The 22,456-nt window shown below is 69.7% G+C and carries 16 protein-coding genes; 6 read left to right on the top strand and 10 right to left on the bottom strand.

Annotated elements, in window-relative coordinates; genetic code table 11:
* Positions 1 to 13: 13 nt before the first annotated feature.
* The 6 genes from AB0B66_RS34005 to AB0B66_RS33980 are packed head-to-tail and all read right to left on the bottom strand — an operon-like array spanning position 14 to position 8,782.
* Positions 14 to 1,972, bottom strand: a complete 1,959-nt coding sequence (locus AB0B66_RS34005) for a hypothetical protein (RefSeq protein ID WP_360537760.1) — start codon at positions 1,970 to 1,972, stop codon at positions 14 to 16.
* On the bottom strand, positions 1,972 to 2,748 hold the full coding sequence (locus AB0B66_RS34000; protein WP_360537758.1) for a hypothetical protein: 777 nt from the start codon (positions 2,746 to 2,748) through the stop codon (positions 1,972 to 1,974). The genes AB0B66_RS34005 and AB0B66_RS34000 overlap by 1 nt, the downstream gene beginning before the upstream one ends.
* A 35-nt stretch (positions 2,749 to 2,783) precedes the next feature.
* Positions 2,784 to 4,298 carry a hypothetical protein gene (locus tag AB0B66_RS33995; RefSeq protein WP_360537756.1) on the bottom strand — a complete coding sequence of 505 codons (1,515 nt, stop codon included), beginning with the start codon at positions 4,296 to 4,298 and terminating at the stop codon, positions 2,784 to 2,786.
* The gene (locus AB0B66_RS33990; RefSeq protein WP_360537754.1) at positions 4,285 to 6,807 is read right to left on the bottom strand and encodes an AAA family ATPase; all 2,523 of its coding nucleotides are present in this window, start codon (positions 6,805 to 6,807) and stop codon (positions 4,285 to 4,287) included. Before AB0B66_RS33990 ends, AB0B66_RS33995 begins: the two co-directional genes overlap by 14 nt.
* A gap of 8 nt (positions 6,808 to 6,815) precedes the next feature.
* Positions 6,816 to 8,147 carry a hypothetical protein gene (locus tag AB0B66_RS33985; RefSeq protein WP_360537752.1) on the bottom strand — a complete coding sequence of 444 codons (1,332 nt, stop codon included), beginning with the start codon at positions 8,145 to 8,147 and terminating at the stop codon, positions 6,816 to 6,818.
* The gene (locus AB0B66_RS33980; protein WP_360537750.1) at positions 8,144 to 8,782 is read right to left on the bottom strand and encodes a 4Fe-4S single cluster domain-containing protein; all 639 of its coding nucleotides are present in this window, start codon (positions 8,780 to 8,782) and stop codon (positions 8,144 to 8,146) included. Before AB0B66_RS33980 ends, AB0B66_RS33985 begins: the two co-directional genes overlap by 4 nt.
* Before the next feature lie 248 nt (positions 8,783 to 9,030).
* On the opposite strand from AB0B66_RS33980, the gene AB0B66_RS33975 reads away from it, so the two are divergent.
* From AB0B66_RS33975 to AB0B66_RS33965, 3 genes are all read left to right on the top strand, one after another.
* The gene (locus AB0B66_RS33975) at positions 9,031 to 9,723 is read left to right on the top strand and encodes a hypothetical protein (RefSeq protein ID WP_360537748.1); all 693 of its coding nucleotides are present in this window, start codon (positions 9,031 to 9,033) and stop codon (positions 9,721 to 9,723) included.
* A gap of 123 nt (positions 9,724 to 9,846) precedes the next feature.
* Positions 9,847 to 10,686 (top strand): hypothetical protein, encoded by an 840-nt coding sequence (locus tag AB0B66_RS33970; protein ID WP_360537746.1) that lies wholly within the window; start codon positions 9,847 to 9,849, stop codon positions 10,684 to 10,686.
* Positions 10,683 to 14,432 carry a hypothetical protein gene (locus tag AB0B66_RS33965; protein ID WP_360537744.1) on the top strand — a complete coding sequence of 1,250 codons (3,750 nt, stop codon included), beginning with the start codon at positions 10,683 to 10,685 and terminating at the stop codon, positions 14,430 to 14,432. The genes AB0B66_RS33970 and AB0B66_RS33965 overlap by 4 nt, the downstream gene beginning before the upstream one ends.
* Positions 14,433 to 14,755: 323 nt before the next feature.
* On the opposite strand, the gene AB0B66_RS33960 is transcribed toward AB0B66_RS33965, so the two are convergent.
* Positions 14,756 to 14,989 carry a hypothetical protein gene (locus AB0B66_RS33960; protein ID WP_360537742.1) on the bottom strand — a complete coding sequence of 78 codons (234 nt, stop codon included), beginning with the start codon at positions 14,987 to 14,989 and terminating at the stop codon, positions 14,756 to 14,758.
* 19 nt (positions 14,990 to 15,008) lie between these two features.
* A complete protein-coding gene (locus AB0B66_RS33955) occupies positions 15,009 to 15,845 on the bottom strand; it encodes a hypothetical protein (protein ID WP_360537740.1) in 837 nt (278 codons plus the stop codon).
* A gap of 186 nt (positions 15,846 to 16,031) precedes the next feature.
* On the opposite strand from AB0B66_RS33955, the gene AB0B66_RS33950 reads away from it, so the two are divergent.
* The 3 genes from AB0B66_RS33950 (at position 16,032) to AB0B66_RS33940 (ending at position 18,568) form a co-directional block, all read left to right on the top strand.
* The gene (locus AB0B66_RS33950; RefSeq protein WP_360537738.1) at positions 16,032 to 16,868 is read left to right on the top strand and encodes an MEDS domain-containing protein; all 837 of its coding nucleotides are present in this window, start codon (positions 16,032 to 16,034) and stop codon (positions 16,866 to 16,868) included.
* Positions 16,865 to 17,818, top strand: coding sequence for a sensor histidine kinase (locus tag AB0B66_RS33945; protein ID WP_360537736.1), 954 nt, complete (start codon positions 16,865 to 16,867; stop codon positions 17,816 to 17,818). The genes AB0B66_RS33950 and AB0B66_RS33945 overlap by 4 nt, the downstream gene beginning before the upstream one ends.
* Before the next feature lie 108 nt (positions 17,819 to 17,926).
* Positions 17,927 to 18,568, top strand: coding sequence for a carbonic anhydrase (locus AB0B66_RS33940; RefSeq protein ID WP_360537734.1), 642 nt, complete (start codon positions 17,927 to 17,929; stop codon positions 18,566 to 18,568).
* Here AB0B66_RS33940 and AB0B66_RS33935 read toward each other — a convergent pair.
* Positions 18,546 to 19,547, bottom strand: a complete 1,002-nt coding sequence (locus AB0B66_RS33935; protein WP_360537732.1) for an L-threonylcarbamoyladenylate synthase — start codon at positions 19,545 to 19,547, stop codon at positions 18,546 to 18,548. The genes AB0B66_RS33940 and AB0B66_RS33935 overlap by 23 nt on opposite strands.
* Positions 19,548 to 19,695: 148 nt before the next feature.
* Entirely contained in the window at positions 19,696 to 22,374 is a 2,679-nt protein-coding gene (locus AB0B66_RS33930; protein ID WP_360537730.1) for an Ig-like domain-containing protein, read from the bottom strand.
* Positions 22,375 to 22,456: the final 82 nt, after the last annotated feature.

Raw genomic sequence — 22,456 nt, 5'->3', positions numbered from 1 at the left:
AGGCCCGGGGCCGTCAGCTGATCAGGAGTTCCGCCTCACGGGCCTGCGCTTCCAGGCGGGTGGCGAGGCTCGTCGCGATCTGACCCGCCAGCCGCGGCCCCTCAGCCTCGAGGAACTCGTTGGCCAGGCGCACCGCCAGCCTCTTCTCCTCGGTCGGCGCGGCCGCCCTCAGCTTCTGCACCAGCGTGGCCTCGCTGCCCAGCTGGCGCAGCGTCATCGGCAGGTTCGCCGTCTGCGCCTTCTCCAGCGCCGTCTCGCGGCCCACGACCAGGGCGATCAGTGCGGCGATGAACGCGACGGCCGCCCCGACCGGGCCCATCGCGAGCACGATCGCGCTGGTGCTGCCGATCAGCCACGCCCCGAGGATGCCGAGCACGACGGTGTTGATCGCGGTGGCCATCGTGCCGAGCGCAGCCGTGCCGGGGGTGATGTCCGGGGTGAGGTCGACGCTGGCTCCGGCGCTGGCGGCGTGCCGGGGCAGGGCCATCGCCGCCGGCGGGATTCGCCAGCGGTTGCAGATGGGCCGGGTGAGCGCCTCCAGGTCCGGCTGCAGCTCGTCCTGCCACGCGGCGATGATCGAGGCGATCTTCGGGTTGTTCGGTTTGGTGATCTCGGCCCGCATCTGGTCGGCGACCTCGGCGGCCATGTCGCGCAATGTGGTGATCCCTCCGGCGCGCCACCGTTTGAACGCCGGGATGACGTAGTTCTCTGTCATCCCCTCGGTGAGTCCGGCGCCCAGCCGCTGGGCGAGGTCGGGCAGCCGGTCGGCGACCAGGGCGCTGATCGCCTGGCCCGTCGTGAGGCTGGTGATGTCCGACCGGAATCCGCCGGCGCGGACACCGATGCGGCCCGCCAGGGCCAGCCCACGCGCGATGGCCACCTCCGGCTCCGACCCCAGCAGCACGGCGTCCGCGCCGAATACGGTCCTGGTGATGTCCTGGACGAACGTCATCCGGGAGGCGCCGCCGGTGAGCAGCACCGAGTCCGGCGGGCGGGACAGTCCGGCGGCGACGGACTCGAGGTCCTGCCGGAAGGCCTGCGGCCAGGTGCGCCCCCCGAGCTGTGCCAGCGGCGTGGACAGGATGGCGGTCATCTCCTCGACGTCGACTTCGACCTGGAAGTAGATCGGACCCGTCCGGGTCACCAGCTTGTACGTCTTGATGATCACCGAGCTGGGGTTGGCCAGGTCGGCGGGATCGATGAGGAAGAACTCCTCCTTGATCCGGCGGCAGAACACCTCCAGCCGAAGCCGCTGGAACGGGCTTTCCTGTAAAGCGTCCTCGATCTGCTCGCGCTGAGGGCTGGTGGCGATGGCGCGGGTGAGCATCGTCTGCTCGATCAATGCTGCGCCGAGCGCGGTGCCGAGGTCGCTGGGCGCCATGCGGCGGCCGACGACGCTGGTGAAGTCGGTGGTCGACGACCCGACGTCGACGATGAGCACCGACCCGGACAGCTGCCCCGCTCGGACGGGCACCTCCCCGGAGTCGCGGGCGTAGAGCAACGCGGCCCGGGATTCGGGCACGACTTCGATCATGGTGGACGGGTCGTCGAGCCCCGGTACGGCCAGCAGCCTGGCGTACTCCTTGAGCGCGTCCTTGGTCCAGCCCGACGGCGCGCCGAACACCCAGCGGCGGGCGCCGTCCTTGCGGACCGAGCCCTTCGTGGTGACGTCGTTGACGATCGCCTCGACGAACAGCCGGGTGGGCACGCTCATCGCGGGGTCGTCGAACCGTGGTGACTTGAAAGTCAGATACAGCTGGGCGACGTGGTCGTTGATGGCGCTTTCGCCGACGAGCACGCCGTTGGTCGGGTGCACGGCGACGGCGGTGATGTGCTGACGGCCTTTGCCCTGGGCACCGGTCAGCGCCAGGGCGCGGGGTGCGGCCTCCTCCCGCGCCTGGACCACGGTCAGCGCCGTTTCGCCGTGCCCCAGGTCGAACCCCACCACGAGGGTGTCCAGCGGATCGTTCATCAGAGTTCCTCTCGGGCCGGTCCGGGTGCCGCTGCCTGCGGTGTGGTGGGTTCGCGTCGAGGTGCCAGTGCTTCGCCGAACATGAAGATTCCCTGGGCGGTGCCGCCGAGCACAGCCGGACGGGTCGTCTCCGGCGTTGTCCGGTCCGGGTCGGGGTGCGGCCCGACGGCGAACAGACCGGGGTTGGTTCCGTCGAAGTCCTGGACCGTGATGCCGTGTCGGCGCAGCTTCGCCTTGAGCTCGCCGATCTTGACGTGGGCGAGGGTTTCATCGGCGCTGAACAGGTCCTGGAACATGCGCAGAAGTTCCACGTCCTCGCCCCAGGGCAGCCGTTCACTCTTCGGCGGCGGCGCGACGGCCAGCTCGAACAGGCGGTCGAGAGCGTGGAACGCGGCGGCCAGCTGGACGAAGAACGCGCGCATGTCGACGAGGTCGCGGATGTTGGCGTTGTCGTACTGGCGCGGCTTTATCGGGTTGAGTCTTTCCCGCAAGCCCTGCGTCTCACTCTGGCGCACCTCGGCGTACAGCTGCGGGACGTGGGCACGGCGCATCGCGGTGAAGACGCCGTTCACCGCACCGAGCAGATGCCGTGCCTGCTCGGCACGCGGATCGTGATCCTCGCCGAACGCTTTGCGCAGAGTCCATTCGATGAGCTCCTGGCCCTTTTGCGCCGCGAGGTGCTGGGGCAGGTGGCCCTGCGGGTCAGCGTGGGGGTACACCTCGTCCAGCCAGTTCTGAAAGATCTGTGCCATCGCCTTGGGTTGTGGCTCGCTCATCCCACCTCCAGGTTCCGTGTCTCGCATCCGTTCGCTCAGCCCGTCGTCGGCTGCCGCAGCGTCCAGGCCCGGATCAGCCCGTCGCCGCCGACGCTGATCAACCGGCCGTCGGCGTCGATGCCGACGGCACGTACCGGGCCTTCATGGCTGCCGACGAGCACGGGCTGCTCGGCCAGGCGCCGCCCCGGCCACCACGCGATCGTTCCGCGGTTGTCGCCGGCGACGACCTGGCCGACGCCGGGCACGTCGACGGCGGTGACCGCCCCGGTCAGGCCGCGCAGGGTGCCCAGGTCCTGACCGACGGTGCGCCACACGCGCACCGTGCCGTCGGCGCATCCGGCGGCGACGACCGCGCCCTGCCGGCCGAATGCCACGCTGCGGATCGGCGAGCTGGTCACCATCGCCCCGACCTGCGTGCCTGTGTGCAGGTCATGCAGCCGGAGCGTCTGGTCGTCACCGCCGACGGCGATCATGCCGTCGTCGCTGACGGCCAGTGCCGACGCGGCAAGCCGCCCGACCACGATCCGGCGAGCCACGACGGCGTCCGGATCCCACGGCGTCACCCGGACCTCGCCGTCGTCGCCGACGCTCACGACCGCTGAGGTGTGCGCGCGCACCGCCGCGACCCAGCCGGGATGCTGGGCGATCTGCCGACCGGCGGCGCGGACCACGCCGGCGGCGTCCGCGGTCACGATCGTGCGCCCCGAGCAGGCGACCGCGGTCACCCGAGCGGTGTCGGCGCCTTGGCTGTCGGCGACCTGCCGTCCCTCCGGCAACTGCCAGGCCATGACGTGCCCGGTTCCGTCACCGGCGGCGACGAGTCCGGCGGTGACGGCCGCGGCGGTGAGCCGGCGACCGGTCGTGATCGACAACGACAGGCGACGCCCTCGGCCGGTACGCACCACCCGAGACGACGGGTACCGCTCGGTGAGAACCTCGAGGGCCAGCCGTGGCACCAGCCAGTCCGCGGTGTGGCAGACCAGCAACACGCCCTGGCCGCCCTCGAAGCCGACCAAACCGGCTGCCACGGCCGCACGCAGGTCCTGCCCGGCCGTGGGGGAGACCCCGATGCCTCCGGCCAGCTGGAAGCGGCGCATGTCCTCGTCGGAGGCCAGCTGCGGGAACAGCTCCGTCCACGTCGACGCCTGTGTCCGGGTGCCCTCGGACAGGCACACCCCGTCCTGGTCGATCTCGATCATGTGCGACGCGGTGTCGTACTCGTCGCGGGTGTCGGCGGGCAGGGGCATCAGCCGCACCCGTGCGGCGCGGTGCGCTTCGCTGACCGGGCCGCCGCGCAAATGTGCCTGCAGACCGGCGAACACGCCGTCGTCGACCGGCCCGGGGTGGCCCGCCGCCCGCAGCGCCGCGTCCAGGTCGAAGTCACCGCAGGCGTCGGCGAGCTCGGCGGTGAACCGTTGTCGCGCGGCGGCCGAAGCAGGCCCGGCGCGCCAGTGGGTGCGCAGCGTCCAGCCGCAATACGGGCAGACGTCCGCCGTGCTCACCATCCGGCAGACCGGGCAGCCGGCCGCGTCGCCGTCAGCCGAGATCATCGGGCACGTCGTCGGCGAGGAACGTGAACGGGTCGTCGTCGTCGTGCAGCCGCGCCCACATCCGGGCCTCCATCCGTTCCAGCAGACGACGCACCGCGCGCGCATTGCCGAAGCCGTCGGGATGGCTGCGCTGCGCCCGCGCCAGACAGACGGTGGCCCGCGCGGCCGCCGCATCCGTCACGGTGCAACCGGCGGCCGCCGCCATGCGGCGCAATATTTCGATCAACTGCTCGACCGTGTACGCGGGAAAAGCGACCCGCTCCGTGAATCGGCTGCGCATGCCGGGATTGTCGGCGACGAACTGTTCCATGAGATCGTCGTAGCCCGCCGCGATGACGACCAGGCGGCCCCGCAGCCGTTCCATCTCGGGGACGAGCACGTCGATGACTTCGTGGCCGTAGTCCCATCCCGCGCCCCGGGACAACGTGTACGCCTCGTCGATGAACAGGACCCCGTCGACCGCACGCTGAATCGCCGCCATCGTGCGCTGCGTGGATTCGCCCACATGCTGCCCGACGAGATCCGCCCGCGTCACTTCGACGACGTGGCCCCGCCGCAGCAGCCCCAGCGATCGGAACAGGTCCCCGCACAGCCGGGCCACGGTCGTCTTGCCGGTGCCGGGAGGCCCGAGAAACAGCAGGTGCGGCGCCGGCACCCCGACAGCGCCACGGCGCTGGGAAAGCAGCAGCCGACCGATGAGTTCGGTGAAAACCTTGCGGGCCGAATCCAGGCCGACGTAGTCGTCGAACCGGGCCAGCACCAGTTCCGGCGACGGCGCGGCGGTCGGCGCGTATTCGGCGAGTTCCGCGGGGATATCGACGTCACACGTCGGCTCGGACACGTTGGCGCCGACCCGGCGGGCCCACGCGGTCTCGATGTCGTCGGCAGCCTGGCGGGCGGAACGGGCGTTGCCGAAGCCCTCGGTCTGCGCGACGTACATGCCTTCGAGCACATCACCGAGCCGGGCCTCGAACGCGCCGTCCCACGTCAGCCCGCGTTCGCGCAGCAGGCCGAGGGCGATGGCCAGCAGCTGCGACCCGGTGAAGTCCGGAAAGTCGACGACCTTGCCGAAGCGGCTGGCCAGACCTTCGTTCGCCGCCAGGAACGACGACATGCGCGTCCGGTAACCGGCGGCGATGACCAGCAGGTCGCCGCGCTCGTCCTCCATCCGGGCCACCAGTTGCGCGACGGCCTGGTCGGCGAACTCGCCCTGCTCGGTGAGGTCATAGGCCTCGTCGATGAACAGGACACCGCCCAGCGCACGGTCGATCACCTCGCTCGTACGACCCGCGGTCTGCCCGAGGTAACCCGCGACGAGGTCCTTGGACGTCGTCTGCACGAGATGGCCCTTGCGCAGCAGGCCCAGGTCCCGGAAGATCTCGCCGATCAGGCGGGCGACGGTGGTCTTGCCGGTGCCCGGATTGCCTTGGAACACCATGTGCAGCGAGGGGGCCTCGCCGCGCCGGAAGGTGCCCCGCGCGGCCCGCTGCCGTCGTGAGGCCACCAGCTCCCGCAACCCTTCGATGTGGTCCTTGACGGGCTGCAGGCCCGGCATCGCCTGCAGCCGTGCCCATGCGCCCGGGCCGTCGCCGTCGGCTGCCGCCACCCAGCCCCGGCCGGCGAGCTCCCGCACGCTCAGCGGCACCTCCTCGGCAGCCAGCACGCGCAGGCAGTGGTTCCAGTCGCGCAGCCGCATGTCGTCGGCACCGGCCATGACCCGCACCGTCTGCGCGAGCGCGGTCCAGTCGCCCACCCGCAGCCCGTCGCGCAGCCGGGAGACTTCCACCAGGCGGCGGATCTCCGCCTCCTCGGGCGGGCCGACCCGGGTGGCCGCGAGCGCGCCGTGCCGGCGCTGCGAGTCGCGCAGGAACCGCTCCAGCCGGGGCAGCCGCCGACGGGTGCCGATGACTTCGCGGATGTCGTCGAGGCTGTCCTGCCGGAACATGAGGATGCAGGCGTTGGCGCCGGACACTCGGCCGGGCTCCAGCCACTCGGCGAAGACCCCGGCGAGATCACGGTCCGATTCGAGGTAGGTGAGCTGCTCCTCCGCGTGGGTCACGACCACGGCCGTGCGCGGACTCACCCTGCGCATCGCGTGATCCACCAGCATGATCCAGTGTGGGTCGGACAGGCCTGTCGAGCGGTCTGCGGGCGGTGTGCCGGCGGGCCGGGCCGCAGCGGGCAGCACGTGATCGCCGAACGGGCCGGCCATCCCGGGCCGCATGCGGCTGCGGCGGCCCGGCTCGGCCCGCTCAGCGGGCCCGAACGCGGCGCGAGAGGCGTCGTCGCGGAAGAAGATCGGCTCACGCGCGCCGGTGAACACGACGCATTCGAAGCCTTCCGCCCGCAGCAGGTCCAGCATCGACTCCTGGATCCCGCGCAACACGAAGTCGTGCCCCGCGAACATGTCGTCCAGACCTGGGCCGTAGAGCACCAGCAGCGGATCCGCCCCGGACGCCCGCAGGCGCGGCAGGCGTTCGACGCCCGCTGCCGCGACGGCGCTCGTCACCCGCCCCGTCACGCCGTCGGCCCGGGGACCTGCGCCGGGCCGGCCGAGGCCGGCCCGGATCCAGGCAGCTCCCGCGCTGATGAGAGGGTGCCAGCAGCGCCCTGCCGCAACGCCTCCAAGTCCCGCATGCCCGGGTCGGCCCGCTGTGCCTCGGATTGCAGATCGGCCACGGGGACACCCTCATGCCGCAGCTCGGCTGCTACGGCCTGGGCCCGCTGCCGCAGCACGTAGTCGGCGGTGGCGTGGCTGTCGAAGGAGTGCAGCCGCACCACGCAACTGGCGTCGTCACCCGGAGTCGGGGTGACATCGACCACGATCTCGCTGCCGTCCGGGTGCTGGAGTTTGGCGACGTACGCACCCCGCAGGTCCTCTCCCATGTAAACGCCGTCGACGAGCGTGTACCCGGCACGGCGTTCGAGGCTGCGGGCCACCAGGTCGGCGTAGTTGACTCGGAGCTGCGACGCCAGCGCACGCAGTCCGGCACGCTGTACGACGTCGGAAAGCCGGCTCTCCAGCGCGGGCACGTCCTGATCGGCGATCCGGACCAGTTCCGCGGCTGTCATCGGATGGTGCCCGGCGCCGACCGCGGCAATCCGATCGGCAACCGTCTCGGCGAGATCACCCAGCTCACCCTGCGTCCAGTGGTCCACGTCGATCGTCGCCGAGATCGGCACGCCTTCGACGCCCGCGACTTCGACGACGTGGGTCCTGTTGTCACGGACGAGCGCTTCGACCAGGTAGAGTCCGCGCAGTGCCGAGGCCTGCGCGGCAATGCGTTCCCGCTCCAGATTTTCGATCTTGAGGCGGACGTCGCTCAGGTCGAGGTAGGCGTTCTGCGCCACGCTGATCGCCGAAGCGAAATGCCGCTGCTCCACATCGTGGACCGCCATCGCCAGCCTGGCCGACAGCCGATCGAGCTCACCGGGCAGGACCTGCTCGTGCGGCAGTGTCGTGCGGATCAGCTCACTCATCGCGGTGGCGTCGGCGAGCCAAGCTCGAGCGGCCTCCTCGGGACGCGCCGTGACCGCCGCCTGATCCTCGCGCAACCGCACGAGCTCAGCCGCGCGGCCGTCATCGGCCACGGATTCACCGCGCAACTCGTCGTTCGTGCGCTGTTCCAATTGCCTGGTGAGTGAACTGAGGTTGGCGGCGACCTCGTCGGCGGCGGCCAGCCGGGCGTCAGCGTCCTCGACAGCCGCTCGCAGCTGCTGCTGGACCTGCTCGCTGATCGCCTGATAGTACTGCGGCGCGTTGCGCCGTACGTCGCTGAGCAGTTCCGCTTGCCGCCGGACGTCGAAGAACGCCGACTCGTCCAGGACGATGCGCTTGCGGCCGCTCACCTGTCGCCCCCATTCGCGCTCAGAACCGCGCCCGCGGGTCCGCCGATCGCATCCAACGCGGACAGCAGGCCCGACGGGGGGACACCCACCATCAGTGATTCGCCCGATGAGATCCGCAGTTCGACCGAACGTGCGCTCGTCTCGAAATCGTGTTCGGCGAGCCTGTCGGACAGGTGGTGAATGCGCTGATTCGAACTTCCGCGCAGTCCGCGGCCATCGTCAAGGCCTGCCACGTATACACCGTCGATCAGCACATCGACCTCATTCAGCAACTCGGCGACACCTGGTGCGGGCATCCGTCGCAGCCGCTGGAGGGTGAATCCCGTATAGCAGATTATGTCGATGTCCCGCACACGCCGAGCATGCCGTGCCAGCTCGGCCAGCGCTTCGGCCTGAAGCATCGGCTCGCCGCCCGAGAAGGTGAGCCCGGTGACCTCCGAATCGGACAGTAGCTCCGTCGTCAGGCGGGAAGTCGTGACCTGATGGGCGATCCGCTGCGGAATCCACTCCGGAGAAACGCATCCATCGCAGTCGAACGGACAGCCCTGCACCCACACCACCGAGCGACGTCCTGGGCCGAGAGCACGCGTCCCTATGCAGGTCGCGGCAATATTGATGCTGTGGTCATCGGTCACGCGGCAATCTGACCACAGTGGTCCGCGACCGACCCACAACTACGTCGCATTGACGACGGCAGTCAGCTCCGATCCCAGCCGTCGACGGCGGGACACATCGCCGGCGTTTGCCGCGGCCTAATTGTCGTGTCGGAGACAATGCCCGTATGCGCGCCGGAGAAGTCGGCACACTTCTGTGCTGACCGGCCGCTTTAGCGTGGCGAAACAGAGGACATTGCCACCCTCATTCATCGAGCAGCATGATAGGTGTGCGAATTCCTCTGGGACTGATCATCGGCGGCGTGGCCGTCGTTGTCGCCGCCGGCGTCGGTATCGCCTCCTGCTCAGGCGGCGAGGACGACGAGAATGCGGCTGCCGCCCCGGCTTCCCCGCCGCCGGCGAAGATCCGCGTGGAACTGTTGAAGGTCATGAGCACCGCCACCGAGGATCTGGGTCACGACGAGTTCTACGTGGTCGGCGGTGCCAGCCTGCCCGAAACGCAGTTCGCGCCGGCAGCGGCGTGGGGCAATGTCGCCCCACCCGTCGACATCGCCGAAGACGGCGCCTGGCACGACTTCGACCAGGGCCGAGTATTCTTCGACGGGCCCGCCGCCGGCGTGGAAGCCGTGCATATCTCCGCCGTCGCCTACGACGAGGACAGCGACGGACGGGATTGGAGCGACACGGCACAACTGACCTCCGCCATCGGCGGCCGCCTGGCCAAGGTCAATGGCAAAGTCGGCACCGGAGGAAAGGCCGTCAGCGCCGCCGGCGACATCGCGATGATCGTCGAGGGGATCCGCAGTTTCGATGCGGATGACCAGCTCGGTCAATACGACATCGACATTCCGGTTCGCGGCCAGGAGACCGAGATTCTCACCTGGAAGATCGACCACGACGCGGGCTTCCTGGGCTCGTCCTATCATTATGAGGTCCAGCTGAAGATCACGCGCTATGTCTGACCGGTCGGCACCACTGATGGCGGCCCGTCACGACTCATTGCGCTCGCCGAGCCCGGCGTCGCCGCAATGCAGGGAATGATGATCGAGCCAGGAATTCCGAACCGGGGTCGTACGACCCCCGCAATGGCGATCAACTTCCGTCGCTACGATCTGGCGATGCGGGTTGTGGGAGTTCACGGCATCGGCAATTTCCTGCCCGGTGTTCCTGCCGTCGAAGCAGAACGACAGCACGCTCTGACCTGGTCCACAGCGCTTGACCGTCCCGCGGTGCGGATGCGGATCGCCTACTATGCGGATCTGCTGAATCGCAACCTTCCGCAGGGTGGGGGAGTCCGGCAGATGTCCGAGGCGCAAGCGGAGATGCTCCAGCATTGGGCCACTGCGCTCGGGATGCCGGCCGAGGTCGCGGCCGGGCGGCTCACCGTGCCCGTGCGGCAGATCGTCAGCTGGATGGCTGAAAGGACAGCCCTGAACGTCGATACTGTCGACTGGTTCGTCGGTCAATTCTTGACCGAGGTGCACGCCTACTTCGGGGGCGATCCAGCCTTGCGCGCAGCTTGCCGTGACCGTGTGGCCGCCACCATCGCCGCACACCGGCCACAGGTCGTCATAGCCCATTCACTCGGCTCGGTGGTGACGTTCGAAACGCTCTGCATGGATAATTCTCTTGGCGTGGACACGCTCATCACGCTCGGTTCACCGCTCGGTCTGCCCCACGTGGTCTTCGAGCGGTTGTTGCCCGACATCTGCCCGACGCCCCGCAGACCCCTCGGCGTACGAAAGTGGATCAACATTGCGGATGTGGGCGACCTCATCGCCGTCCCCGTGCAGCTTGGCGGCCGGTTCGACGTCGACGCGCATCGGGATGCCAGCATCGGCGTCTTCGACTTCCACCGGGTCCGCCGCTATCTCGCATCACCAGCCACGGCAGAAGCGATAGCGCAGGCGGGTGCCGTCCGGTGAGTACGCGTCACGCGCTCTGTGTCGGGGTGCCGCTGTTCGGGCCGCGAAGCAGGCCTGGCGAAGAGAGCCTGCCAGGCGCATGGCCGGCGATGCCGTTCGCGCCGCAACGCACCCAAGCCCTGGCCGAAGTGCTTACGCGGCTCGGCTACACCTGCCGTGTCGTCACGGAGGGTATGGCCGCCGCTGACCTCGGTGGGATCGTCGCAAAGGCCATTGACGACGCCGGTCCCGACGACGTGCTCATCGTCCACGTCCTCAGCCATGGTCATGTCACCGAAAGCGGCGCCTTGTACGTCGTCGGTGGTGACGGCGAACACCACCTGCTCACCGACGTCGATCGCTGGCTGCACGACGTGACTGACTTCTCCGACCGCAACCCGATGACACTCTTCCTGCTTGACATCTGTCACGCGGGTACTGCGGCCCGCCAGCACTGGCAACCGGTGTTCGCCGGCGGAGGCAACCGCGCATGGGTCATTGCCGCCTGCGGACCCTGGCAGAGCGCGTTCAACGGCAGGTTCACCGAAGCCATCACCCAGACATTGCAACGGCTGGCCGACGGTGACCTCGACATCGACCGCTCCTACCGCAATGTGCCGATCGGCACGGTGGCCCGTGCCGTCCGCCGGGCCGTCAACGCTCTCGCCGCCGACGCCAAAGCCATGGCACAGCAGGTCACCGCGACCCTGGTCGACATCAGCAGCGAACCGCCCGAGCTGGCGTTCTTCCCGAACCTGGCGCATACGCCACGGCTTGCCCGGCCGGCTGTCGACGCTGCTGTCATGCCGTTCCTCGACGAACTCGACGAGGCTCTGGACGCCCGGCACTTCGTCGGGAGGGCGTCAGGATCACCCACGGCCGGCGATGGTCAACACGCTGGGTACTTCAGCGGACGATCCCGCGAAATGAAGATCCTTTCCCGGTGGGTGGACGGACGCGACGACGCAGGGCTGCGGGTCCTCACCGGCAGTCCCGGGGTCGGCAAGTCCGCGATTCTCGGCATCCTCGTCTGCGCCGCACATCCCGACCTCAGCGACCACACCCGTGCGGTATGGGAACACGTCGACAAAGTGCCCTACGTGAACCGCCACCTGGCCGCCGTTCACGCCCGACAGCGCAACGTGGACCACATCGCACGGTCGATCTGCAGGCAGCTGGCCCCGACACACGAGATCGTCGGAGACGCGACCAGGGCGGCGTTGCACGCGGCAGCGGCAACGACGAACGCCCCTGTGATCATTCTCGACGCGTTGGACGAGGCCCTCGACGGCGTCGAAATCATGACGAGGCTGCTGCTTCCGCTGAGCCGACTCAAACGCGCCGATCAGGCCCCCGTACGACTACTCGTGGGCATGCGCCCGTTGCCGGAGTTCACGCCTTTGCGGGCCGCGGCAGCCGACGGTGTCCTCAACCTCGACGACGTCGACTCGAAGCAGCTCGGTCGCGACATCAGCAATTACGTCACGGCGCTGCTGCTCACCGATCGGCGCTGGGATCACGTTGAGTACGCCGGAGTGGCCCACGGGCTGGCCCGTGCGGTGGCAGAGGCGCTCGCCAAGGACGCACGCCACCGGGAGTGGGGAGCCTTCCTGGTGGCCGGCCTGTTCGCCCACCATGTGCTCACGGCATACGCCGAGCCGCTGCATGACATGAACGCGGCGCTGAAACTGGGGGCGACGGTTCCCCGGACGCTTCCCGATCTGCTCGCCCTCGACCTCGGCACACGCGCTGCCAACCCCTGGCTGAAACCGATTCTGCAGGCACTCGCACATGCCTGCGGTGATGGAATGCCGGTCGAACTCGTCCGCCGGACCGCAGCGGTGTTCAGCGAGGACGGCCAGGAACCCGACCTGTCCGCCGCGCGGGCGGCCCTTGCCGAAGTAGCCTTCTATCTGCGGCACAGTGCCGACGTCGACGGCACGACCCGCTATCGGCTGTTCCACCAGGGACTGACCGATCATCTCTACCGCGCCGCCGATGCCGCGGCCGTGTTCAACGCCCTGCTCGCCTCGCTGGAGGCACCCGACGGTGCGCGACAGTGGCAGATCGCTGAACCGTATCTGCAGCGCCACGCCACAGACCATGCCCGGGCCGCAGGAAGTTTCGAGGACCTGCTGTCCGACATCGGCTTCGTCCTATCGGCAGACCGGGCGGCGCTCGCAACCGACATGGCCCAGACCACCAACCCACGCGTACGGCAGCTCACTGCACTGCTGAGCCTCGCCGAGCATGACCCTCGCTTCGACGACCCTGCGCAACGCGCCGAGGTACTCGTCGCGGCGGCACTCGTACTGGGCGCGGGTGATCTGTTGCACGACCTTGTCCGTGCGGGTGGTCGTCACCCACGATGGACCCCGCTGTGGAGTGGCGGTGTGCAGAACCGGCCGCCGGCGAGGGCGGCCCTGGGAACGCTGGGATCGCGACCGGTGGTCGCCTGCCCCGATCAACGATCGGTGGCCGTTTACGGCCTGGACGGCCAGGACCCGGCACGCCTTTCCGTTTCGCTCGATCTGGACCGGATCAGGGCGCTGGCGATCGGATCCCCAGGAGGGCTGGATCTGCTGCTCGTCGCCGATGACCACTCGCGGCTGCATGTGTTCTCCATGCCAGACGGCACGCGCTTCGCAGCACCGATCTACGTCCTGGGCAATGTCGACGAACTCAGGTTGGAAACGCTGTTCGGACAGCCCTATGCGCTCGTCGGGCAGCAGCATGTCCCGGCGGCCCTGTGGGACCTGCGTTCCGGTAAACGGCTGGCCATCCTGCCCGGCTTCGACATGCCTCCGCCAGCCGTGCTCGTCGACGGCGCAGTCGTCACCGCTGCCGCGGACATGGCCTCGCTGGCAGAGATCACGGTCAGCGGGCTCGGCCGCACACCGGCGAGGCTGACGTCCGGAGCCGGCCCGATCGTCGCGACGACAGTGGGAGTCACCGGCAACCTGCCGTACGTGGCCTGCGGAGACTCTCAGGGAACGGTGACGGTCATCGATTTTAGCAATGTCGTTCGGGTCACGGTGCCCATGATCGGAGCGGTGCGGGAACTTACCGCAGACGATGCGGGCACGCTTCTGATCCGGACCGACAGGTCCGTGGCGGCGATCAGGGTAGAGCCCTGGTCACCGGCATCCGGCCGGGCGCGAGCAGGCCTACTCGACCCGTTCATCCTGACGGCGGCGGCCACCGACACCCAGATGACGGCCACCCCGCTGGACGAATCGGATACGGCAGAGATTCCTGCCGTCGGTGAGGAAGAGGCTGTGGCACAGGCCCGGCCACGACAGAATCGACGTTGGTTTGATCTCCTTGATATCGACGCTGAGGTGCCGCAACCAGGTGTGACAGCGGCCTGGGAAAGCAAGTCCGACCAGTCCCGCGAATGGAACTGGCCGCCCAACCACAACGTCAGGTTCGATCGGCTCGACAGTGTGACCGACGGCCAGGCCACACGCAAAAGTACAGTTTCAGCGACCCAGCATCCCAGTGCCCAAGACGAGGACGACGAAGAGCCTGCGGATGAGCCTGCGGCTCAGCAGGTTTCGGCGGAAGTCGCGGCGCAAATCGCCAGGATGTCGCTCGACGTCATGGTCATCGATGGCAGACCGCGCTTTCACATGCCGGTGTGCGTGCACCTGCTCGGTCGCCCTTACGAGCCGTTGCCGGTGAGCGAAGCCGTCGAGCTGGGCTTCAGTTCGTGTGTACTGTGCGAGCCCGCGACTGCGCTGACAGCACCGAATCGTCGAATCTGATCTGCGCGGGTCACTCGTCATGGCGACCCCACGGCACCTCGAACCCGTCCTCGAGCCCTGCCCTGGTTCGGCTCCGGTCCGTCTATGCGGTCGCCAGTAACGCTCGAAGTCGATCATCACTGGCGGGCGAACGCCCGAGCCCAAGTCGATTCATCCTGCTGCGTGTGCACGACGGCGGTTTCACCTTGGTCCGCCAGATGAGCTGAGGTGAACGGGATGAACACCGTGATCGTGGAAGGCGGACGGGCTGGAGCCGGGAAGGGGCGGGAGACGCCTTTTGCTTGAGCGCCTCCCGCTCCTTGCCTTCTCCGCTTGGCGGGACCCTAGGTGATGCTGCAGGTCGCGGTGGCCGTCTTCGTCCGGTCGCTCTCGGAGGTCGCGGTCAACCGGATCTGGGCGGTCGCCCCGGCGCCCGCGGCGCGCTTGGCGTGGACCCGCACCGGCACGGTCTGGCCGAACTTGGCCGTGACCACGGTCGCCGGCAGGGCGGTCGTCCATCCGGCGCTGGTGGTCGTCGCCGAGATCCGGTACACGTCGGCGGCGACGTACGAGGTCACGTCCATACCTGGTGTAGTTTCAGTTGGGCAGCGCCGGGTCCGGCGGGCCCCAAGCGTCGGTGACGCTCTCCTTGGTGGGGAACTTCATTTCGCCGAACTCCTGCCAGGTCGACGATTCGTCCTGCCCGGCGCTGAGGTAGAAGATGAAGTCGTACTGCCCGACCACGGCACTGCCGACGTCGGCGACCCAGGCGGCGCGGGCGTCGGTGCGCAGGTCACGCTGGCAGGAGTCGCCGCTCGGGCAGCCCGCGCCACGCTGGAAACTGTCGATGCCGTACTGGTGGCTCTTGGCGGGCATCTGGTAGACGCCGAACGCCCCGAGCTCGATCCCGAACCGGCCGCCGGAGTCCTCCATCCAGTACTCGTGGATGGTGTGCCCCCGGTTGAGCTGGCCCGGCGTGTTGAGGAAGTCCTTGTAGAACTGCGGCACCTGCGCCCGCGGCAGGTTCTGCACGGCCGTCGGGTTGCCGTAGACGGTGGAGTTCGCCGGCCGGGTGACGACGAAGGGCTGGTTCGGGTAGTCCACCAGCACCAGCGCGCCCTTGAAGGTCCGCACCGAGCCTCGCACGGCCGGGTTGGCCCAGTTCGTGCCGGGGATGGGCCGGTAGTCGTCCCAGGTCATGGTGTCGGGTTGTTCGAAGTTCTGCGGGTCGATCGGTGATGGCGCGTCCGCCGCGAACATCCGGGGCTGGGCTTGCGCCAGTTGCCACGGCTGCGTCTGCGGCCAGTGCCGCCGCTGCCACGGGTTCGGCGGCGGATCCGGCAGCGGGCTCGCCGCGACCGGCGTCACGGCAAGTCCACCCCAAGCCAGCACCAGCACCGCGGCCCATGCCGTGCCTCTTCTCCAAGCGATCATCGCACGCCCCTCAGCGGCTGGGAGTCAAGTCATGGCGATATTGACATGTATGAGTCACAGTGGCTATGTGCGCCGGGGCGACTGGCACATTTCCGTGATCGGCCCCACCGAGTTCCGGCACCGGCGAGGCGACGGCGGCACGGAAGACATACGGCCGTGACGTGGCGGTCGTGATAACTTCTGCCCATGCGCCGGACCGGCTTCGTCGACGCGGTTGACGGACTCGGCCGCCACGATCACATCTGCTGGGTGTTCGACACCCTGGAGGCGTTCCGTTCCGTTGCCGGCCGGTTCCTGGCCGATGGGCTGGCCGCCGGACAGCAGGTGATCTACCTTGCCGACGCGGCCGTCCCGACCGACCTCGACCACGTCGACGGCTTCGCCGAGGCCCGATCTCGCGGCGCGGCACGTGTGCAGGACCTGGGCATCTACGAGATCGACCGTCCCGTGGACCCGCTCGTCCAGGCGCAGGCTTACGCGCAGGCCACCGAGCAGTCCATCGCTGATGGCTACACGGGCCTGCGAGTGGCGGCCGAAGTGACCCCGCTGGTGCGCACCCCTGCCCAGCTCGCGGCATTCACCCGCTACGAGCACCTGGTCGACGCTTACATGGTCACGCGGCCGTTCGCGGCGATGTGCGGCTACGACTCCCGTCGGCTCAGCGCCGACACGCTTGCGGAACTGGCCTGTATGCATCCCCTGGCCAGCCGGGCGTCGGCGCCGCTGCGGCTGTTTCCCTCCGACCGGCCCGGCATCACGGCCGCGCTGGCCGGCGAGGTCGACCTCAACGGTCGCGAGCTGCTGGCCAAGGCGTTGCGGCGCGCTCGGCTGGAGCGGGCCGGCGGCGAGATCGCCATCGATGCCGGTGACCTGGCGTTCCTGGACCATCGAGGGCTGTTCCAGCTCGTCGAGCACATCCGTGCCCAGGGCGCCAGCACCGTGCTGCACGTGGCCGAGGACAGCCCCGTGCGCCTGCTGGCCGACACGCTCCGGCTGCCCGACGTGCGGCTGGTGATGTCATGAGATCAGGCGCGGCCGCGGGCATGGTGGGCATCGTCCACGACACGGCGTTCTACGACTCCGACGAGCAGTTCCTCGATGTCGTGCTGCCGTTCCTGCGGGATGGCGTCGCGGCCGGCGAGCCGACCGTGTCGATCTTCTCCGAGCACCGGCAGCGGCTGCTGCGCGACGCGCTGGGCCGTGACAGCGGCGTGGTGCTGATCGACGGCGACGGGCACTACTCGCGGCCCGCGGTGGCGATCCGGCGGCACCGGAAGATGATGTCCGAATACGTCTCCGCCGGAGCCACCCAGATCCGCGTCGCAGGGGACGTGCCCCACCCGGGTGTCGGGATCGCCTGGGAGTGGTGGGCGAGGTACGAGGCCGCCGCCAACGAGGTATACGACGACTTCCCGATGTTCGCGCTGTGCCCGTACGACACCCGCGTCACGCCGCCGCTGGTCGTCGACCACGTCAGACGCACCCACACCCACGTGGTGACCCCGGACGGCGGGCGGGAACCGAGCGGCGTCTTCCAGCCGCCGCGGGAGTTCCTTGCCGAGGCGGTCACCCCCGGCCACGAACCGCTGGAGGCCCTGCCGCCGGCCCTGGATCTGCGCGACCCCTCGCCCACGCGATCCCGCGCGGCGGTCGCCGCGCTGCAGCAGATCGCGGCGCTTCCTGCCGACGACCTGAACGGGCTGCTGATCAGCACCAGCGAAGCGGTCACCAACGCGCTGCTCCACGGCCGCGGACCGGTGCGGCTGCGAGCCTGGGCCGCACCCGCGAAGATCGTTGTCACCGTCACCGACACCGGGCCCGGCCCGGCCGACCCGTCGGTCGGCCTCATGCCCGGCACCGGGCCCGGGGGGCTGGGCCTGTGGCTGGCACACCAGATGTGCGACTACGTCTCCATGTGGCGCACACCCGAAGGTTTCAACATCCGCCTGACCGTCGGCTCGGCTCCGGCATAGCGGCAACCGGTACCTGCGGCAGCCTGCCTCCTGGCCTGTCACGTCCCGAAATCAGAGAGTGACTCAGATCGCGATGGCTTCCGGCGGCTGCCGTACTAGGCTGCGGGCATGATCGAGATCAAGTCGCCGTCGCCCCGGGAAGCTTTTGAGCTGCTGCTCGCGGGCAACGAGCGGTTCGTCTTCGGCAAGCCGGAGCACCCGAACCAGGACGCGGCACGCCGCGCGGAGACCGCACCCGGCCAGCGTCCGTTCGCCGTGGTGTTCGGGTGTTCCGACTCGCGGCTCGCAGCAGAGATCATTTTCGACCGCGGGCTGGGGGACCTCTTCGTGGTGCGCACGGCGGGCCACGTCCTGGGCGCCGAGGTGCTGGGCAGCATCGAGTACGGCGCGGACGTGCTCGACTGCCCCCTGGTGCTGGTCCTCGGCCACGACTCGTGCGGCGCGGTGGCCGCCGCATGCGCCGCGCTGGAGTCCGGCATGCCATCGGCCGGCTACGTCCGCGACGTCGTCGAGCGGGTGACGCCCAGCGTGCTGGCGGCCAGGGCCGCCGGCCGCACGGAGCCCGACGAGATCCTGGTCGAGCACGTCAGGCACACGGTGGATCTGCTGCTCGACCGCTCCCGGGTGCTCGCGGCACGGGTCGAAGCCGGCAAGACCGCCGTGGTGGGTCTGTGCTACCGGCTGGCCGACGGCACCGCGCAGGTGGTGGCGGCCCGCGGCATCGAGGTCACGGCCGAATCGGCACGGTGAGCTGATCGGCCGGCCGCGGGCCTGCGGCGCGGCGCAGCCGATTGGCGATCGCCAGCCCCAGCCCTTGCTCCACCGGCAGGGACGCGACGATGAGGTCGCATCCTGCCTGGTCGAGTTCGCGCAGGAAGCCGTACAGGCCGCGGGCGTAGGCAGCGGACGAGCTCGGGACCGTGATCTTGGCGTGCGCCTTCACGTCCGCCCTGGCGACCTCTGGGGGCAGGAACACTCCGACCAGGTGACCTTGCTGCTGCGCGAGCTCCGCCTCGGCGGCGACCTGCCCGGGTGCGACGAGAACGACCCGAGCCCGCGGCGCGTAGTGCGACGGGTGCTGGCCCGGCACGCGTACGGGGCTGTCCGTGGGCACGGCGACCGGGCCGTCCAGCACCGCTTCAAGGTCCTCGCGGGTCACCCCGCCGGGCCGCAGCAGTGTCACGGCGTCGCCGGTGACGCCGACGATCGTCGACTCGACACCGACCTCGCACGAACCCCCGTCGAGGACATAGTCCACGGCGTCACCGAGCTCGGCGCGGACGTGGTCGGCCGTCGTCGGACTCACCGAGCCGAAGCGGTTGGCCGACGGTGCCGCGACACCGCCGCCGAACGCCGCCAGCAGCGCCCGCGCCACGGGGTGATCCGGCACACGCAACGCCACCGTCTCCAGGCCGCCGGTCACTTCGAGCGGCACCCGGCGACCGCGCCGCAGCACCAGGGTGAGCGGCCCCGGCCAGAAGTGCTCGGCCAGGCGGCGCGCTGTGGCGGTCACGTCCTCGGCCCAGTCCGCCAGCTGCTCGGCGCTGCCGACGTGAACGATCAGCGGGTGCGACGGAGGCCGGCCCTTGGCCTGGAACACCCGCGCGACGGCAGTGGGGTTCTCCGCGTCCGCGCCGAGGCCGTACACGGTCTCGGTCGGAAGGGCCACCAGGCCGCCGGCCCGCAGCACGTCGGCCGCCCGCTCGATGTCGTCGGTTCTGACTGTCACCCTCGAATCATTCCACTGCCCTGATCTGCCCGTTTCCTGGCCCCGCCGGGAGACGGCCGCGCGACGGCGGCCACGGACCGTGCGCCGGCCTGACCGGTGACGGCGAAGGGACGCCCTCCTCCGGAGAACGCCCCTTCGGCATTGCCGACTACCCGACGTTCAGGTTGCCGTTGTCGAGCCCGACCTGGCCCGATTCGTAGAGCAGCGCGCCGCCCGTGGCCGCCGTGATGCGCACCGAGAAGGTGTCACCGTCCCGGCCGGGGTTGCCCGCGTCGGCGGCGGTGCCGCGCAGCACGGCAGGCACGCCGCCGAACTGCCCGGTGACCTCGAACACGGCCCGGTCGCCGACGACGACCAGCCATCGCACGGTGCCGGCCGTGAACGTGCGCGGACCCTCGTCGAAGCGCAGCGAGCCCCGTGGCGAGTTGCCCTGGTAGCTCAGCGACGAGGTGAGCCGTACCCGGTCGCCGTTCTGGTCGTCGCCGCGGCCGGTGCCCTGCACGCTGCCGTCAGGGTCGAACAGCACGAGTTCGGCGTCGGCGGGCGGGCCGGTGAAGTAGTCGCCGCGCACCTCGATGCGGGCGCGCCACAGGTCGGCGGGGGCGTCGAGGGTCACGGTGGCGCGGCCGGTCGCGTCGAACGTCGTGTCATACGTCTTGGTCGTGCCCGTCAGCGTCGGGGTCAGCGTGACCCGAGCCGCGAGCCTGGTGAGATCGCCGGGCCGGCCGTCGGCCTCCTCGGTCGCCTGGAGGGCCAGCTGCCCGGTCCCGGCCGGCTGGTTGAGGCTGCCGGCCACCGCGACGGTGACGTTCTCCGGCTCGACGGTCAGTGTCGCGTCGGTCGAGGCCGCCTCGTGCGGGCCGCTCTCGGGCGCGTGCACCTGCACCGGGTAGGAGCCCGGCGCCTGGTCGGCGGGCCGGCTGACGGTGGCGACGCCGTCGGCGCCGCTGGTGCCGGTCAGCGACTGTCCTGCGACGGTGAAGGTGACCTGCTTGCCGGCCACCGGGTTGTTGGTGATGCCGTCGCGTACGACGGCGGACAGGGCCGCCACGTCCGAGTAGTCCACGGTGGTGACGCCGGTGTAGCTCAGCGACAGCGGCCGCCGGACGACGTCGGCCAGGAACTGGTAGTCGGTACGGACGTCGCTGTCGGTGGTGCTGCGTCCCCGGGCGAACAGGCTGTGCGGCCCGACCCGCTCGTCGGCGGGCACGGTGACCCGGATCGTGACGGTCGCCTGCTGCTGGGCGGCCAGGGTCAGCCGCTGCGTGGTCGCCGTCCAGGTGGAGGCGACCAGTTCGGTGAAGTCGAACGTGTCGGACGTCTCGCCCGTGTTGCGGACGGTGTAGGTCAGGTCGGTGGTGCTGCCCAGCACGAGTGTCGGGCGCGGGGCGTTGCCTTGCGCGTCGGCCGGGTCGACGAGGACGCCGGGGCCGCGCACGTCGAAGTAGACCTGGTTGTAGTAGACGTTGTTCGCGGTGTCGGCGAAGAACGGTCGGCCGATGGCCCGCACCGCGACCTTGGCCGGGGTGCCGTCGGCCCAGGTCCGGTCCATGGTGCGCTGCGGGGTGCGGTTGTCGGTCGGGTCCCACGCGTCGGTGTCGTTGCCGCCGTCGCAGCTGACGGGGTTCTCGGGCACGTCCTCGTCGGTGCGGCCGTCGCCGTCGTTGTCCATGCCGTCGGCCGGGTCCTCGTCGGTGCGGCCGTCGACGTCCTCGTCGATGCAGCCCGGTGAGCGGGTGCCGTCGGGGCGCATCAGTTCGACGCCGCGGACGGTCTCCTGCGGGCTGCGGACATTGCGCTCGTCGACGCGGAAGATGACCACGCCGCTGTCGGGCACGTCCTCGTCGTAGGTGCCCGGCCGCGGGTTGCGGGTCTCGACGAGGAAGTAGTCGTCGGTGCCGCGTTCGTAGTCGTAGAGCAGGTAGGTGGTGGCGATGGACAGGTCGGAGGGGGTGTGGTAGCCGTCCCTGGTGATGACGGCGGGTTTCTGGCCGCCCAGGTGCAGCTTGGTGAACAGGTTCGGCTCGAACCACAGGTCCGCCGCGCCGCAGGTCGGCCCAGCGATGTCCCAGCTGCCCACGCCGTAGCCGTAGTGGTCGTACAGGTCGTAGAGCTGGTGCATGAGCTCGTGCGCGATCGTGATCTCGTTGGTGCCGGTGGCGCTGTCGGCGGTGCGGAACGCGATGGTCTTGCCGTCGAGCTTGCCGCCCGCGGCGACCCCGCGGGTCTGCCCGCAGTTCTCGTTGGCCGGCCCTGAGGTGAAGATCGTGGCCACGGCGAGTTCGGTGTCCTCGACCGACCCGTCCTTGTCGGTGTCGTAACGGGCGAAGTCGACGAACGGGTCGGCGAGGTCCATCATGCGGCGGCGGCGCTGGGAGGCGTCCTGCGCGATGCCCGGGCCGGACGCGCCGAGGTCGACGACGACGACGCCGTTGTCCGCGGTGCCGAACGACTCGACGGCGGGCACGAGGATGCCGAGGTCGTGCGAGATGAAGTAGTCGGCGACCGTGCCGAACTGGAAGATGGGGAAGTAGCGGTCGCGGATGTCGTTCTCGGTGACGTTCGTGGTCAGGTCGTTGAACGTCGCGTAGACCACCAGCAGCGGGATGAGCGTGTCGCCGCGGTCGTGGAACAGCGGCGCATGCGGGCTGTCCGGGTGGCTGAAGTTCGGCAGGGGAAACGGGTACGGATCGGGAGCGGCGTGGGCCGGGGTAGCCGGGACGAGCCCGGCGAGCATGAGCGCGGCGGACACGGCGGCCAGCACACGGACGCGTAGGCCGCTGGGGCGCGGCTTGGGAGCCCTGGACGGGGCAGGCTTGTCGGTCAAGACGAATCCTCCAGCACAACGGGTGACGGCGTGTGGTGGGGTGGTTCACCAAGCTCGCGTCGCCCGGCAGCACGAAAGTGCT

It is taken from the genome of Catellatospora sp. NPDC049111, from assembly GCF_040648615.1.
Taxonomy (GTDB): Bacteria; Actinomycetota; Actinomycetes; order Mycobacteriales; family Micromonosporaceae; genus Catellatospora; species Catellatospora aurea.
The sequence above is the reverse complement of the archived record's forward strand: the minus strand, read 5'-3'. Positions and strand labels throughout refer to the sequence as shown.